This window comes from Oryzihumus leptocrescens, from assembly GCF_006716205.1.
GTDB lineage: Bacteria > Actinomycetota > Actinomycetes > Actinomycetales > Dermatophilaceae > Oryzihumus > Oryzihumus leptocrescens.
This window is the reverse complement of the sequence record NZ_VFOQ01000001.1, coordinates 1,207,253-1,222,420: the sequence shown is the minus strand read 5'-3', so window position 1 is coordinate 1,222,420 and position 15,168 is coordinate 1,207,253. Positions and strand designations below refer to the sequence as shown.

Genomic DNA, 15,168 nt, shown 5'->3' with positions numbered 1-15,168 from the left:
TGCGAGTATACCGGTATACCTCACCCGGGTGGCGCGCTGAGGCGCGGTGGCCACGTCGGGAGCCCCTGGGCCGGGGGGCCAGCGCGAACGGCGCTCAGCGCCAGCGGCCGGCCGCGCTGAGCACCGCGAGCGCGGCCGGTCCGGCGCTGGAGGAGCGCAGGACCGAGTCGCCGAGGCGCACGGCCACGGCGCCGGCCTCCTCGAACGCGGCGAGCTCCTCGGGGCTGATGCCGCCCTCGGGCCCCACGACGAGCACGACGTCGCCGGCGGCCGGGAGCGCGACGCCCGCGAGCGGCGCACCGGCGTCCTCGTGCAGCACCAGGGCCAGCGCGGCGTCGCGCAGTCGGGCGGTGAGCGCACGGGTGGACTCCAGCGGCGCGACGACCGGGGCCAGGGGGCGGCGGGACTGCTTGGTCGCGGCGTGCACGACCGACTCCCACTTGCGGTGGGCCTTGGCCGCCCGGTCGGCCCGCCAGACGACGATGCTGCGCCCGGCCTGCCACGGCACGACCTCGTCGACGCCGAGCTCGGTGGCGGACTCGATCGCCTGCTCGTCACGGTCGCCCTTGGCCAGGGCCTGCACGAGCACGAACCGCGGGTCGGGGGCGGCGACGGCCTCGACCGCCTCCAGCCGCAGGGTCAGCTCGTCGTGACCGGCGTCCTGCACGACGGCGGTCGCGCGGGTGCCGGTGCCGTCGGCGAGCAGCACCTGCTCCCCCACCCCGATCCGGCGCACCGTGGCGGCGTGGCGCCCCTCGGGGCCGGTGAGCCGCACCGTCGCACCGACACCGGCGCCGTCGAGCAGCTCCGGGTCGACGAGGAAGAGCGGGGCGGTCACCGGCTCACTTGCCGAGGAAGGCGTCGCGCAGCTTGCCCAGCAGACCGTGCGAGACGGGGGCCAGCTGGCCCTCGGGACGCTCCTCCCCTCGCAGGACGGCGAGCTTGCGCAGCAGGTCCTCCTGCTCGGCGTCGAGCCTGGTCGGCGTCTGCACGTTGACGTGCACGATGAGGTCGCCCCGCCCGGTGCCGCGCAGGTGGGTGACGCCCATGCCGCGCATGGTCACCACGTCGCCGGCCTGGGTGCCGGGGCGGATCTCCAGGTCCTTCATGCCGTCGAGGGTGTCCAGCTTGAAGCTGGTGCCCAGCGCGGCCGCCGTCATCGGCAGGTCGACCGAGCAGTGCAGGTCGTCACCGCGGCGCTGGAAGGTCTCGTGCGGCGTCACGTGGATCTCGACGTAGAGGTCGCCGGCCGGGCCGGCCCCCTGGCCGACCTCGCCCTCGCCGGTGAGCTGGATGCGGGTGCCGGTGTCGACGCCGGCGGGCACGCGGATCTTCAGGGTGCGACGGGTGCGGACGCGGCCGTCGCCGGAGCACTCGAAGCAGGGGTCGGAGATGACCGTGCCGTAGCCCTGGCAGGCGGTGCAGGGCCGGCTGGTCATGACCTGGCCGAGGAAGGAGCGCTGGACCTGCTGGACCTCGCCACGGCCGCCGCAGACGTCACAGGTGCGGGTGCCGGTGCCGGGCTGGGAGCCGTCGCCGTGGCAGGTGCCGCACTCCACGGCCGTGTCTATCGTCAGCTCACGCTCGGCGCCGAAGACGGCCTGGGACAGGTCGATCTCGAGGCGGATCAGCGCGTCCTGGCCGCGGCGCTTGCGCGAGCGCGGGCCGCGGGCCGCACCCCCGGCGGCGCCGCCGAAGAACGCGTCCATGATGTCGCTGAAGGAGAAGCCCTGGCCGAAGCCACCGGCCTGGCCGCCGTAGGGGTCGGCGCCCATGTCGTAGGCGCGCTTCTTCTCGGGGTCGGAGAGCACGTCGTAGGCCTGCGAGACGCGCTTGAACTCGTCCTCGGCCTCCGGGCCGGAGTTGACGTCCGGGTGCAGCTTGCGGGCCAGGCGCCGGTAGGCGCGCTTGATGTCCTCAGCCGAGGCGTCGCGGCTGACGCCGAGGTCCTGGTAGTAGTCGTTCACGAATGTCCTTGTCCGGATTGCGTATCAGGCTCGGTCAGGGGTCGGGGTCGAGCTGGGCTCGGGTCGTGGGCTCAGGAGGCGAGGATCTCGGAGACGTATCGCGCGACGGCCCGCACCGAGGCCATGGTGGTCGGGTAGTCCATGCGGGTCGGGCCGAGCACGCCCAGGCCGGCGACCAGGTCACGGCCGGTGCCGTAGCCGGTGCTGACCACCGACGTGGCCTGCAGGCCCTGGTGGGGGTTCTCGTGGCCGATCCGCACCGCGACCGCGTCGCTGTCGGAGCCCATCGTGCCCAGGAGCTTGAGCAGCACCACGTGCTCCTCCAGGGCCTCGAGCACCGGGCCGATGGTCAGGGGGAAGTCGGTGCCGAAGCGGGCCAGGTTGGCCGTGCCGGCCAGCACCACCCGCTCCTCGCGCTCCTCCACCAGGGCGTCGTCGAGCGCGCGCACGACGGCCCGCACCACGTCACGGTCGGCCGGGTCGAAGCGCGAGGGCAGCGACTGCAGCTGCGCCGAGGCCTCGGTCAGCGGCCTGCCTGCCGCGTCGGCGTTGAGGCGGGTGCGGATCTCGGCGACCAGGCGCTCACCATCGGGCGAGAGGAGGTCGCGGGCGGACTCGATGACCCGCTGCTCGACCCGGCCGGTGTTGACGATGAGCACCACCATGAGGCGGTGGGCGCCGACCGGGACCAGCTCGACGTGGCGCACCGAGCTGCGGGTGAGCGAGGGGTACTGCATGACCGCCACCTGGCGGGTCAGCGTGGCGAGCAGGCGGACCGTGCGGTCGACGACGTCGTCGAGGTCGACCGCGCCCTCGAGGAACTGCGCGATGGCGGCCCGCTCGGCCGGGCTCATCGGCTTGACCGTGCTCAGCTTGTCGACGAAGACGCGGTAGCCGAGGTCGGTGGGCACCCGGCCGGCGCTGGTGTGCGGGGCCGCGATCAGCCCCTCCTCCTCCAGCGCGGCCATGTCGTTGCGCACCGTGGCGGCCGACACGCCGAGCTGGTGCCGCTCCAGGAGCGCCTTGGAACCCACCGGTTCCGAGGTCTGCACGTAGTCCTGGACGATGGCGCGCAGCACGGCCAGCCGTCGTTCCTCACTCACTGCTGCCACCTCCTGGCGTCTCGGTGGTCGAATCTGGCACTCAAACGCTGTGAGTGCCAAGTCTACGATGCCTGCCGTGACGGATCGATACGGCGCTGATGTCCTGTCCGGCGACTGGCGTGCCCCGCGGGGCGGACGCTCGCGCGAGGTGGAGGCCGAGGCCGGCCTCGTGGTCGAGGACGTGGAGACCGGCTGGTGCGGCGCGGTGGTCCGCGTCGAGAAGGCCGGTGGGGTCCACGTGGTCCACCTCGAGGACCGTCACGGCCGGACGAAGGGCTTCTCCCTGGGGCCGGGGTTCCTGCTCGACGGGTCCCCGGTGACGCTGACCGCGCCGACGGCTGCAGCCCGCGCCGCGGGTGAGGCCGCCCGTGCCGCCGCCTCGCGCACCGCGAGCGGGTCCCGCGCCGTGGCGGGGGCCAGGGCGCGCGTCGCCTCGGGCTCGCGCATCTTCGTCGAGGGCCGCCACGACGCCGAGCTGGTCGAGAAGGTCTGGGGCGACGACCTGCGCATCGAGGGCGTCGTCGTCGAGCTGCTCGAGGGCGTGGACGACCTCGCCGCCGTGATCCGCGACTTCGCCCCCGGCCCGACCCGCCGCATGGGGGTGCTGGTGGACCACCTCGTCCCCGGCACCAAGGAGAGCCGGCTGGTCCAGGAGGCGCGGGCGCTGAGCCGCTACGCGCCATACGTGAAGATCCTGGGGCACCCGTACGTCGACGTGTGGCAGTCGGTGCGCCCGCAGCGGCTCGGCTGGGAGGCGTGGCCGGTCATCGCCCGCGGCCAGTCGTGGAAGCACGGCATCACCGCAGCGTTGGGCTGGCCGCACGACACCCAGGCGGACATCGCGCACGCGTGGAAGCGGATCCTGGGCACGGTGCGCACCTACGCCGACCTCGAGCCGACCCTGCTCGCCAGCGTCGAGGAGCTGATCGACTTCGTGACCGCACCCGGGGAGGAGTAGACCGGACCGACGTCCCGCGGGAGCCGGTCGCGCGCTCCTACGATGGCGGCAGACCGCACACCACGAGGGGACGCCATGACCGAGTCGCCGCAGGACGTTCCTCCCCCGTCCCAGGGCCAGACGCCTCCGGAGGGTGGGTACCCCCCGCACCAGCCGCCGCAGCAGCAGTACCCGCCACCGCCCGCGCCCTACCCGGGGTATGCCGTGCAGCCGCCCCTGAGCCCGGGCGACGCGCGGATGTGGTCGATCTTCGCCCACCTCGGCGGCACGTTCCTGTCCTTCATCGTGCCGCTGGTCATCTACCTGGTCTTCAAGGACCGGGACCCCTTCGTGCGCGAGCACTCCTCGGCGGCCCTGAACTTCCACCTGACCTGGTTCATCGCCTACCTCGTCTCGGCGATCCTGATCCTGGTGCTGATCGGCCTCGTGCTGATCCCGCTGCTGGCGATCTGTGCCCTGGTGTTCACGATCATGGCCGCGGTCGCCGCCAACGACGGCCGCGAGTACACCTACCCGCTGGCCATCCAGTTCGTGCGCTGACGGCGCTCAGACGCCGAGCAGCCGCCGCACCACCGTGTCGGCGAGCAGCCGCCCGCGCCGGGTGAGCACGACCCGGCGCGGGCGCATCGCGCTCGGGCCGTCGACGAGGCCGTCGGCGATCAGCCCGGCCACCGCCTCGCGCCCCTCGGGGCGCAGGTCCGCGATCGGCAGGCCCTCGACCAGCCGGACGCCGAGCAGCACCCGCTCGTCGTAGCGCTGCTCGTCGGTGAGCAGCTCACGCCCGGCCGCCGGTGACTGGCCGGAGGAGAGCCGTCCGGCAAAGGCGTTGGGGTGCTTGACGTTCCACCACCGCACGCCGCCGACGTGGCTGTGCGCGCCGGGACCCACGCCCCACCAGTCCCCCTCGGCCCAGTAGCCCTCGTTGTGCCGGCACCGGTCCTGGGGCGTGCGCGCCCAGTTGCTCACTTCGTACCAGCCGAAGCCCGCCGCGGTCAGCACCTCGTCGGCGAGCTCGTACTTGGCCGCCTCGTCGTCGTCCTCCGGTGCGGGCACCTGCCCTCGGCGCACCTGCGCGGCGAGCTTGGTGCCCTCCTCGACCACCAGCGCGTACGCCGAGACGTGGTCGGGCGCCAGGGCCGTGGCCGCCTCCAGGCTGGTCCGCCAGTCCTGCAGCGACTCCCCCGGCGTGCCGTAGATCAGGTCCACGCTGACCCGCAGCCCGGCGTCCTTCGCGGCGGCCACCGCGCGGGCCACGTTGGCCGGGTCGTGGGTGCGCTCGAGCGTGCGCAGCACGTGCGGCACCGCGGACTGCATGCCCAGGCTCACCCGGGTGAACCCGCCCCGGGCCAGGGTCGCCAGCGCCGCGGGCGTCACCGAGTCCGGGTTGGCCTCGGTGGTCACCTCCGCGCCGGGGGCCAGCCCGAACCGCTCCCGGATGCCGTGCAGCACCCGCACGAGGTCGGCCGCGGCCAGCATCGTGGGGGTGCCGCCCCCGACGAACACGGTCTGCACCTGCGGCGCGCGGCCGCCGAGGACCTTCGCGGCGAGGTCGAGCTCGGCCAGGGCCGCGTCGGCGTAGGTCGCGACGCTGGCGCCGTCGGCGCCGAGCTCGGTGAGCGTGTAGGTGTTGAAGTCGCAGTAGCCGCAGCGCACCGAGCAGAACGGCACATGGACGTAGACGCCGAACGGGTGCTCGCCCAGCCGGGCCAGGGCGTCGACCGGGAGCTCCCCCGTGGTCGGGGCAGGCTCCCCCAGGGGCAGGGCACTCGGCATACCGCCGATTCTCCCAGACCCCGCCGAGAGGGACGTTCCTCGGGCTTGGGGCCAGCCCCAAGGCCGAGGAACGTCCCCTTCGGCGAGTGGTCCCGGAGGTGGTCAGCCCGTGTGGCTCAGCACGCCGTAGCGCTCCCGGGTGCGCAGCGCCCACGCCGAGACGGGCACGCTCAGCGCCCCGGCGGCGATGATCACGGCCGCGAGGACGGCCCAGCCGATCGCGCCGCCGTTGATGCACAACGCCACCGACAGCGACGGCGCGATGACGTTGGACAGCGAGAAGCCCATGCCGGAGAAGCCTTGGTACTGCCCCTGCCGCTCGCGCGGAGCGAGGCCCATCTGGACCCCCCACTGGCCACCGGAGCCGACCATCTCGCCGACGACGTGGACGAGCGCGCCGCCGCAGAGCAGGGCGACGGCCACCCACTTCGACTGCCCCGCGGCCAGGGCGACGAGGCCGAAGCCGGCGCCGATCCAGAGCCCGCCGGTGCGCAGGGCCTTCGAGGCGGCCGTGACCGTGTCGGCGCCGCGCGAGAGCCGCACCTGGAAGATGGCGACCATGACGGTGTTGATCATCAGCGTCACGGCCACGAGCGACTTGGGGGCCTGCGTGGAGTGCGCGATCCACAGCGGCATGGCCACTTCGATGATGACGAAGTGCATCGCGAAGATGCCGGTCAGCACGGTCATCACGACGAACGGGATGTCACGCAGCACCTGCAGCCGCGGCTCACCGGCCGCCCGCAGCGGCGCCTTCTCCAGGTGGGGCAGCCGGGCGACCGCGAAGGAGTTGACGACGCAGGTCAGGCTGTTGAACGCGAAGACCGACAGGTAGGCCCACGGCTTGTCGATGGTCAGCGCGAGCCCGCCGAGCGCCCCGCCGACGGAGATGCCGACGTTGGTGACCGCCCGCAGGTAGGCCTTGAACCGCACACCCTGCCCACCCTCGGCGATGCGGGCGATGACCCCGTTGCGCACCGCCCCGGCTCCCCTGTCGAAGAACGCCTCGAGCATCATCACGCCGGTCAGCGCCCAGATGTTGTGGGTGAAGAGGAGGCCGAGGGTGACGACGCCCGTGGCCAGGGTCAGCCAGCGCAGCAGCTCCCGCGGCCCGCGGACGTCACCGAGGTGCCCGATCGGAACCTGCACGAACAGGGCCACCACAGCGGCGGCACTGAGAGCCAGACCGACCTGGGACGCGGGGATGTGCACGATGCGGGTGAAGTAGAGGGCGAACGTGGTGGTGATCGCGCCGTTGCCCATCGTGTTGACCAGCGTGGCCCCCGCGAGGATGCGCAGGTTGGGATCGATGGGGATCCCGTTCTGCGTCAACGGTTTCACTGCTGTTGACCCCTGCACCCCGACCCCGCTCACCGTCACCCGTCCCCTCATCGACAATGTATCTCGACGTCAAGATATCTGATTCCGAACGTCCCACGCCATGCCTTTGCTGCACCACCCCACCCCGGTATGCCGCGAGGTCGCCGATCGCGGCCGGTCACCCTTGCCGGGAGACAGCCAGCTCCGCGTGCCGGCGCATCTCCGGGTCGAGCCGCACCTCGCCGGCGCGCTCGGCGGCGAGCAGGTCCGCCATCACCGCCGGCTCCCCGCGGGGGAAGGTCTGCTGGAGCGTCACCCCGTGGGACGGGCGCCGCACGACCGTGACCGGCATGCCGGCTTCGACCGAACCCGTCCGGACCACACGGAGGTAGGCCCCCGGCGCACCGCGCTCGGTGAAGCGCTTGATCCAGTGAGGCTCGCCCATCCGGTCCTGGAAGGTCACGCACGGCACCCGCGGGCTCGTCACCTCGACGACGACAGCATCCTCGCCCTCCCCGATGCGCCACTGCTCGCCGATGAGGGCGTGGGTGACGTCAAGGCCCTCGGTGGTGAGGTTCTCCCCGAACAGGCCAGGCGGGATCTCGCGCCCGAGATCCGCGGACCACGCGTCGGCGTCCTCGACCGCGTAGGCGTAGAGCGCCTGCTCGGTGCCGCCGTGGTGGGCGGTGTCCAGCTGGCGGTCACCCTCGAGCCCGAGCGGCCCGACGCCGACGGGCCCGGGGACCGGTCGCTTGTCGATGGCGGTCTGGCCGCCCTTCGGGGTGGGCAGGAACCCGTGGACGCGGTTGACGGCGATCAACGAGGGCATGGCGCCCAGTCTCCCGCCGACCACCGACAGAGGACCACCGACTTTCCCGCCGTCCCTCATCGACCGGACACGGCCAAACCCGCGTTTCGCGGCCCCGAGGACGCCGAAACGCGGGTCAACGCGTGTTCGGTCAGGCCTGGCGGGGACAGCGCCTGCCGTCGTCAGGCACGGTCGAGGACCAGGTCGAACACCTGGCGGCCCACCGCCAGGCCCTTGCGCTCGAACCGGGTCATCACCCGGCCCTCGAAGCGCGGCGCGAAGCCGCCGCGCGGGTCGTGCGCGGAGGCGAGCCGGCCGGCATACCGGTTGGTGAAGTGCGGCGAGGCCGCGGTCACGTCGCGCATCTGCACGGCATAGTCGGCCCAGTCCGTGGCCAGACGCCAGAGCCCTTGCGGCGCAAGGCATCCGGCGACCAGCTCGGCGAGCTCGGGGGTGACCAGCCGACGCTTGACGTGGCGGCTCTTGTGCCACGGGTCGGGGAAGAAGACCCACACCTGCTCAACCGACCCGCGCGGGAGCATCGTGCCGACCACGTCGACGGCGTCGGCCTGCACCACGCGCACGTTGGTCAGGCCCTGGGCACCGACCTTGGCGAGGGTCTGCGCGACGCCCGGGCGGTAGACCTCGACGGCCAGGAAATCGGCCTCGGGCCGGGCCGCGGCGGCGTGCACGACCGCGTCACCGGCACCCGAGCCGACCTCGACGACGAGGGGTGCGGTCCGACCGAAGGTCGCCGCGGCATCCAGGCGGTATGCCGGGTCCACGGACGTGCGGGCTTCGCCCCGGGGGACGTCGAGCAGGAGCTCGCCGGCGAAGCGGTCCCACGCCCCCTGGTGGCGGGCGTTGAGCCGGCCGTCGAGGCGCGAGAAGGAGACGGTGCGGCGGCGGAAGGGCTGCTCGGGCCCCTCCGCCGCGGCCATGGGTGCAGCGTCGGTCACGGCAATGGGCGGCGGGCTACTTCTTGGCCTTGTCGGCCGCGCCGGCGTCGTTGGACAGCGCGGCGATGAAGGCCTCCTGCGGCACCTCCACGCGGCCGACCATCTTCATCCGCTTCTTGCCTTCCTTCTGCTTCTCGAGCAGCTTGCGCTTGCGGGTGATGTCACCGCCGTAGCACTTGGCCAGCACGTCCTTGCGGATGGCGCGGATGGTCTCGCGGGCGATGATGCGCGCACCGATCGCGGCCTGGATCGGCACCTCGAACTGCTGCCGCGGGATGAGCTCGCGCAGCTTGCTGGCCATCATCACGCCGTAGCTGTAGGCCTTGTCCTTGTGCACGATCGCGCTGAACGCGTCGACCTGCTCGCCCTGGAGCAGGATGTCGACCTTGACCAGGTCGGCCTCCTGGTCGCCGTCGGGTTCGTAGTCGAGAGAGGCGTATCCGCGGGTCTTGGACTTCAGCTGGTCGAAGAAGTCGAAGACGATCTCGGCCAGCGGGAGCGTGTAGCGCATCTCGACGCGCTCCTCGGACAGGTAGTCCATGCCGCGCAGGGTGCCGCGCCGCTGCTGGCACAGCTCCATGATCGCGCCGATGAACTCGCTGGGCGCCAGCACCGTGGCCCGCACGACCGGCTCGCGCACCGAGGCGATCTTGCCGTCGGGGAACTCGCTGGGGTTGGTGACCACGACCTCCTTGCGGTCGTCCAGCGTCACGTCGTAGACCACGTTGGGCAGCGTCGAGATGAGGTCGAGGTCGAACTCGCGCTCGAGCCGCTCGCGCACGATCTCCAGGTGGAGCATGCCGAGGAAGCCGACGCGGAAGCCGAAGCCGAGCGCCGCCGACGTCTCGGGCTCGTAGACCAGGGCCGCGTCGTTGAGCTTGAGCTTGTCGAGGGCGTCGCGCAGGTCGGGGTAGTCCGAGCCGTCGATCGGGTAGAGCCCGGAGAAGACCATCGGCTTGGGGTCGCGGTAGCCGCCGAGGGACTCCGCGGCCGGCTTCGCCGCGTTGGTGACGGTGTCACCGACCCGGGACTGGCGCACGTCCTTCACCCCGGTGATGAGGTAGCCCACCTCACCCACGCCCAGGCCCTTGGACGGCATCGGCTCGGGTGAGATGACGCCGATCTCGAGCAGCTCGTGGGTCGCCCGGGTCGACATCATCGAGATCTTCTCGCGGGGGTTGAGGTTGCCGTCGACCACGCGCACGTAGGTGACGACGCCGCGATACGTGTCGTAGACGGAGTCGAAGATCATGGCGCGCGCCGGGGCGTCGGCGTCACCGACGGGGGCCGGGAGCTGCTGGACGATCTGGTCGAGCAGCGGCTCGACGCCCATGCCGGTCTTGCCGGAGACCTTGAGGCAGTCCTCGGGCTCGCAGCCGATGAGCCCGGCGAGCTCCTCGGCGTACTTCTCCGGCTGCGCGGCCGGCAGGTCGATCTTGTTGAGCACCGGGATGATCGTGAGGTCGTTCTCCATGGCCAGGTAGAGGTTGGCCAGGGTCTGCGCCTCGATGCCCTGCGCGGCGTCGACGAGCAGCACCGCGCCCTCGCACGCGGCCAGCGAGCGCGACACCTCGTAGGTGAAGTCGACGTGGCCGGGCGTGTCGATCATGTTGAGGCAGTAGGTCTGACCGTCGACCTCCCAGGGCATGCGGACGGCCTGGGACTTGATCGTGATGCCCCGCTCGCGCTCGATGTCCATGCGGTCGAGGTACTGCGCGCGCATCGCCCGCTCGTCGACGACCCCCGTGATCTGCAGCATCCGGTCGGCCAGCGTCGACTTGCCATGGTCGATGTGGGCGATGATGCAGAAGTTCCGGATGAGGTCCGGCGGCGTCGCGTGGGGCTGCAGCGCGGTGCGGGCCATGGGTGACACGGTCGGGCTTACCTCATCTGGTCTCGGGTGCGAACACCACAGTGTTTCATGCCCGCACCCCTGCCCGGACCAGACCGCCGCGGTATGCCGTGCCACGCACCTGCCGCGCCGCTGACCACGTCACTGGCGCGGCAGTCCGCCGGTGGGGGGTCAGCCCGGGTCAGCCCGTGGCGCGCAGGGCCTCGACCACGGCGGCCCGCACGTCCCGGTGGCGCAGGCCGAGCCCGGCGAGCGCCTCGTGGGCTGCCCCACGGTCGAGCCGCAGCAGGCCCAGCAGCAGGTGCTCGGTGCCGATCCAGCCGTGCTTGAGGGAGATGGCCTCGCGCAGGGCCAGCTCGAGGACCTTGCGGGACTCCGGCGCGAAGGGCTTGCGCCCCCTGCGGCCACGACGGCCCAGGTCCTCCTCCGCGATCGGGTCACCGAGCCCGCCGCCGAGGTTCGCCTCGACCGAGCGCAGCACCTCGTCGAGGTCGATGCCGATGGCCCGCAGCGCCTCCGCGTCGGACTCCCCCAGCCCGCCCACCGGTGCCTTGCGCTGCGCCTCGACCGCGAGCCGCACCGCCTCGGGCCCGGCGCCGAGCCCGGTCATGACCCGCACCGCGAGGCAGTCGGGGTCGCGCAGGAGGGCCAGCAGGAGGTGCTCGGGGCGGATCTCGCCCTGCCGTTCGGCTCGCGCCTCCTCCAGGGACTGCACGACCACCTGCCTGGCCCGCTTGGTGAACCGCTCGAACATCACGCCTCCCGATCCGTGCGGCCGCCGAGCACGCCCCGGCGACTCGAGTGCTTCTTGTGGACGGCCTGGCGGCTCACGCCCAGGACGTCGGCGATCTCCTGCCACGACCAGCCCAGGGAGCGGGCACTGGCCACCTGGGTGGCCTCGAGCTGCTCCAGCAGCCGGCGCAGCGCCGCCACGGCCCGCAGGCCGGTCCGGGGGTCCCCGGCGGCTGCGGCGGTGGCCAGCTTCGTTGCTTCGGACATGCTGTCAACATAAGTTGACGCGCCGGAGGTGTCAACCCTTGTTGACACGCTGTGCCGAGCTTCGTGACGCTCTGCCGAGGTTGCAACGTCGGCAGAGCGTCACAAACGTCGGCAGAGCGCTCGTCGACCGGGCGCTGCGGCCCGGCTGCGGTGAGCTCAGGCGAGGGCGGCGCGCTGGCGACGGTCGAGCAGGCCGGAGACGAGCGCGATACCGAGGCCGGCGACGGCCAGCAGCACTCCGACGCGGCTGGGCCACTCGTAGCCGTAGCCGGCGGCGAGCACGAGGCTGCCCAGCCAGGCGCCGAGGGCGTTGGCCATGTTGAGCGTGGAGTGGTTGAGCGCGGCGGCCAGCGACTGCCCCTCGTGCGCGACGTCCATGAGCCGGGTCTGGAGCATCGGCACGAGGATCGTGGGCACCAGGCCGAGCAGGAAGACCGCCGGCACCGCGGTCCAGGGGCTGTGGGCGGCGAAGCCGAACAGCCCCAGGATCACCGCGATCGCGGCCAGGGACAGCACGATCCCCCTCAGGATGCCGCGCTGGGCGACCCGGCCGGACAGGAAGGCGCCCGTCGTCATGCCGACGCCGTAGACGGCCAGGATCACCGGGACGGCCGACGCCGAGAAGCCCGCGAGCGTGGTCATCGTCGGCGCGATGAAGGAGTAGGTGGCGAACATGCCGCCGAAGCCGACCGTGCCGATGAGCAGGGCCAGCCAGACCTGCAGGCGCTTCAGCGAGCGCAGCTCGGCGGCCATCGATGCGCCGTGGTCGGCCGGCTGGTGCGGGATCCAGGCCCAGGTCGCGGCGACGCAGGCGAGGGCGATGAGCCCCACGAGGGCGTAGGGCCACTGCCAGCCGACGTGCTGACCGATCCAGGTGGTCAGCGGGACGCCGACGATGTTGGCCACGGTCAGGCCGGCCAGCATCATCGAGACGGCCCAGGTGCGCCGGTGCGGCTGGACCAGGCTCGCCGCGACGACCGCGCCGATGCCGAAGAACGCCCCGTGCGGCAGGCCGGAGACGAACCGGGCCAGCATCAGCACCGGGTAGCTGGTCGCCAGCGAGGAGCCGATGTTGCCGGCGGCGAAGGCGACCATCAGCGCCAGCAGCACGGTCTTGCGGTTGACCCGGGCGGCGAGCGTGGCGATGAGCGGGGCGCCGACGACCACGCCGAGCGCGTAGGCGGACACGACGTGGCCGGCGGTCGGGATCGAGATGTCGACGCCGCGGGCGATCTCGGGCAGCAACCCCATCGTGACGAACTCGGTGGTGCCGATGGCGAACCCGCCGATGGCCAGGGCCAGGATCGCCAGGTTGGTGTGCCGGGGTCGGCCCAGGGGCCCACCCGTCGGGGTCGTCTCCAGGGTGGTGGCGGCCTCGGTCACGTCGCTCTGCTCGCTTCTCGTCGCACTGCTCGGTCAGGGTCGGGCGCTCGCATCGCCCGCAGGGACGAACAACGGCCGGCGCCGATGTCATCCCGCCGCCCCGAAACCGGTTGCCCGGCGCGGCGCCGGCTCGGCAGACTCCGGACGCATGCAGGCACCGGTCCCCGAGGACGTCGACTACCGCCAGACCTCAGCGCGCCCGCAGTGGGACTCGCTGCCGTCACACGTCCACGAGGCGGTCGGCCGCCTCGCCGGCAGCGCGGTGCAGCAGGCCTCCCCTGCCGTCACCACCGGCTTCACCGGCGCGTATGCCGGCCGGGTGCGGCTGCGCGACGGCCGGGACGTCTTCGTCAAGGCCGCCGGCCTGGCGACGCCCCACGTCCACGGCGCGCTGGAGCAGGAGGCGCGGGTGCTCGCGGCGCTGCCGCACGGCATACCGGCGCCCGACCTGGTCGGCCACGGCGACAGCGAGGACTGGCGCCTGCTCCTGCTGGGTGTCATCGACGGGCACCTGCCCGGACACCCCTGGACGCCGGCCGAGGTCGAGGCGGCGCACGAGGCGTGCCTGCGCTTCGCCGAGGCGGGCACCCCGGCACCGGCGAGCCTGGACGTCGGCACGATGGCCGAGGACCTGGACGACGCGCGCATCCACTCCACCGCGCAGGCCCTGGCCGAGGGCACCTTCGCGCTCCCCCACGGCATGCCCGGCTGGCTCCTGGAGCGCGGCCCGGCGCTGGCCGACGTGGCCGGCGGCGCAAGCCGGCTGGCGGGTCAGAGCCTCGTGCACGGCGACCTGCGGCCGGACAACCTGCTCGTGGACCGGCGCGGCTCGGCCTGGATCGTCGACTGGAACTGGGTCGTGACCGGCCCGGCGTGGCTGGACTTCACGGGTCTGCTGCCGCTGATGGCCTGGCAGGGCGTCGACGTCGACGCGCTCATGGCGCGGTCGCCGCTGTTCACCGGGTCGGACCCGGAGGAGGTCGACGCGTTCCTGGCCGTCATCGCCGTCTACATGCTCTCCAGCCTGGATGCCCCGCCGCCGCCCGGGTGCACCCCGGCGCTGCGCCAGCACCAGCACCTGATGGCCCGGGCGTTCCTCGCCCTGCTCGAACGGCGCCGCGGCTGGGCCTGAGCGCCGCGGCTAGGTTGTCCGCCATGACCCGATCCCGGATCCTGTCCGCCCTGTCCCGGCTGCTGCGCGGAGGCGCAGCCCGACCCCCGGCGCCGCGGGGCGGCACCGGGCGGACCGGCACGGCATACCCCGGGGACTTCCGCGGCCGGGTGGACGTGCGCTGGGCTCCGCGGCACGACGACCGCGCCGACCCGGGCGAGATCGTGTGGGCGTGGGTGCCCTTCGAGGAGGACCACGGCCGGGGAAAGGACCGCCCGGTGCTCGTCGTCGGGCGGGACGGCCGGTGGCTGCTCGCGCTGATGCTCACGAGCAAGGACCACGACCAGGACTACGAGGACGAGTACCGGCACGGCCGCACGTGGGTCGACATCGGCACCGGCGCCTGGGACGGCCAGCGGCGCCCGAGCGAGGTCCGCGTCGACCGGGTGCTACGCCTGGACCCGGGCTCGGTGCGCCGGCAGGGGGCGACGCTGGACGAGCGCCGCTTCCGCGACGTGGCAGACGCGATGCGTGCGGTTGGCCGGGCCTGAGACAGCACGAAGGGCCGCCACCTGCGAGAGGTGGCGGCCCTTGCGCTCAGACTTCAGACCAGCTGGCTCAGAGCGAGGCAGCCTTCTTGGCCATCGCCGACTTCTTGTTGGCGGCCTGGTTCTTGTGGATGACGCCCTTGGTCACAGCCTTGTCCAGCTTGACCGAGGCCACCTTGAGGGCCTCGTTCGCCGCAGCGGCGTCGCCGGTGGCCGCAGCCTCACGGAACTTGCGGATCCAGGTACGGAGCTCGCTCTTGACCGCGCGGTTGCGCTCGGTGCGCTTGGCGTTGGTCTTGATCCGCTTGATCTGGGACTTGATGTTTGCCACGAGGACTCTTTCTCGAAGTTCTGACAGGTCGGTGTTGCCGTTGAGGGCGGCAGCGC

16 protein-coding genes are annotated in these 15,168 nt (G+C 72.6%); 4 read left to right on the top strand and 12 right to left on the bottom strand.

Annotated features, from left to right (window positions below):
- Positions 1 to 94: 94 nt before the first annotated feature.
- The 3 genes from FB474_RS05830 to hrcA all read right to left on the bottom strand — a co-directional run bounded on the left by FB474_RS05830 (position 95) and on the right by hrcA (position 3,070).
- Complete coding sequence (locus FB474_RS05830; RefSeq protein ID WP_141787782.1) at positions 95 to 838, bottom strand: 16S rRNA (uracil(1498)-N(3))-methyltransferase; 744 nt, start codon at positions 836 to 838, stop codon at positions 95 to 97.
- A 4-nt stretch (positions 839 to 842) separates the two neighbouring features.
- Positions 843 to 1,967 carry a molecular chaperone DnaJ gene (gene dnaJ / locus FB474_RS05825; protein ID WP_141787781.1) on the bottom strand — a complete coding sequence of 375 codons (1,125 nt, stop codon included), beginning with the start codon at positions 1,965 to 1,967 and terminating at the stop codon, positions 843 to 845.
- A gap of 71 nt (positions 1,968 to 2,038) precedes the next feature.
- Complete coding sequence (hrcA, locus tag FB474_RS05820; RefSeq protein ID WP_141787780.1) at positions 2,039 to 3,070, bottom strand: heat-inducible transcriptional repressor HrcA; 1,032 nt, start codon at positions 3,068 to 3,070, stop codon at positions 2,039 to 2,041.
- A gap of 76 nt (positions 3,071 to 3,146) precedes the next feature.
- Between hrcA and FB474_RS05815 the strand changes: the two genes are divergently transcribed.
- Both FB474_RS05815 and FB474_RS05810 read left to right on the top strand, forming a co-directional pair.
- On the top strand, positions 3,147 to 4,028 hold the full coding sequence (locus FB474_RS05815; RefSeq protein ID WP_221632446.1) for a DUF3097 family protein: 882 nt from the start codon (positions 3,147 to 3,149) through the stop codon (positions 4,026 to 4,028).
- Between the two features lie 75 nt (positions 4,029 to 4,103).
- A complete protein-coding gene (locus tag FB474_RS05810) occupies positions 4,104 to 4,568 on the top strand; it encodes a DUF4870 domain-containing protein (protein ID WP_141787778.1) in 465 nt (154 codons plus the stop codon).
- Positions 4,569 to 4,574: 6 nt separating this feature from the next.
- On the opposite strand, the gene hemW is transcribed toward FB474_RS05810, so the two are convergent.
- The 8 genes from hemW to FB474_RS05770 form a co-directional block, all read right to left on the bottom strand.
- Entirely contained in the window at positions 4,575 to 5,801 is a 1,227-nt protein-coding gene (hemW, locus tag FB474_RS05805; RefSeq protein WP_141787777.1) for a radical SAM family heme chaperone HemW, read from the bottom strand.
- Between the two features lie 102 nt (positions 5,802 to 5,903).
- Positions 5,904 to 7,133, bottom strand: coding sequence for an MFS transporter (locus FB474_RS05800; protein ID WP_185746055.1), 1,230 nt, complete (start codon positions 7,131 to 7,133; stop codon positions 5,904 to 5,906).
- Positions 7,134 to 7,299: 166 nt separating this feature from the next.
- Positions 7,300 to 7,950 carry an MOSC domain-containing protein gene (locus FB474_RS05795; protein ID WP_141787775.1) on the bottom strand — a complete coding sequence of 217 codons (651 nt, stop codon included), beginning with the start codon at positions 7,948 to 7,950 and terminating at the stop codon, positions 7,300 to 7,302.
- 161 nt (positions 7,951 to 8,111) lie between these two features.
- Positions 8,112 to 8,870, bottom strand: a complete 759-nt coding sequence (gene trmB, locus FB474_RS05790; RefSeq protein ID WP_141787774.1) for a tRNA (guanosine(46)-N7)-methyltransferase TrmB — start codon at positions 8,868 to 8,870, stop codon at positions 8,112 to 8,114.
- Positions 8,871 to 8,904: 34 nt separating this feature from the next.
- Positions 8,905 to 10,752, bottom strand: a complete 1,848-nt coding sequence (gene lepA, locus FB474_RS05785) for a translation elongation factor 4 (RefSeq protein WP_141787773.1) — start codon at positions 10,750 to 10,752, stop codon at positions 8,905 to 8,907.
- 169 nt (positions 10,753 to 10,921) lie between these two features.
- Complete coding sequence (locus tag FB474_RS05780) at positions 10,922 to 11,494, bottom strand: Clp protease N-terminal domain-containing protein (RefSeq protein ID WP_141787772.1); 573 nt, start codon at positions 11,492 to 11,494, stop codon at positions 10,922 to 10,924.
- Complete coding sequence (locus tag FB474_RS05775; protein ID WP_141787771.1) at positions 11,494 to 11,739, bottom strand: helix-turn-helix domain-containing protein; 246 nt, start codon at positions 11,737 to 11,739, stop codon at positions 11,494 to 11,496. Before FB474_RS05775 ends, FB474_RS05780 begins: the two co-directional genes overlap by 1 nt.
- A gap of 156 nt (positions 11,740 to 11,895) precedes the next feature.
- Positions 11,896 to 13,122, bottom strand: coding sequence for an MFS transporter (locus tag FB474_RS05770; RefSeq protein ID WP_425465300.1), 1,227 nt, complete (start codon positions 13,120 to 13,122; stop codon positions 11,896 to 11,898).
- A gap of 148 nt (positions 13,123 to 13,270) precedes the next feature.
- On the opposite strand from FB474_RS05770, the gene FB474_RS05765 reads away from it, so the two are divergent.
- Both FB474_RS05765 and FB474_RS05760 read left to right on the top strand, forming a co-directional pair.
- The gene (locus FB474_RS05765; RefSeq protein WP_185746054.1) at positions 13,271 to 14,254 is read left to right on the top strand and encodes a phosphotransferase family protein; all 984 of its coding nucleotides are present in this window, start codon (positions 13,271 to 13,273) and stop codon (positions 14,252 to 14,254) included.
- 23 nt (positions 14,255 to 14,277) lie between these two features.
- On the top strand, positions 14,278 to 14,784 hold the full coding sequence (locus FB474_RS05760; RefSeq protein ID WP_141787768.1) for a type II toxin-antitoxin system PemK/MazF family toxin: 507 nt from the start codon (positions 14,278 to 14,280) through the stop codon (positions 14,782 to 14,784).
- Positions 14,785 to 14,851: 67 nt separating this feature from the next.
- Here FB474_RS05760 and rpsT read toward each other — a convergent pair whose 3' ends face one another.
- Positions 14,852 to 15,112, bottom strand: a complete 261-nt coding sequence (rpsT, locus tag FB474_RS05755; protein WP_141787767.1) for a 30S ribosomal protein S20 — start codon at positions 15,110 to 15,112, stop codon at positions 14,852 to 14,854.
- Positions 15,113 to 15,168 lie beyond the last annotated feature (56 nt).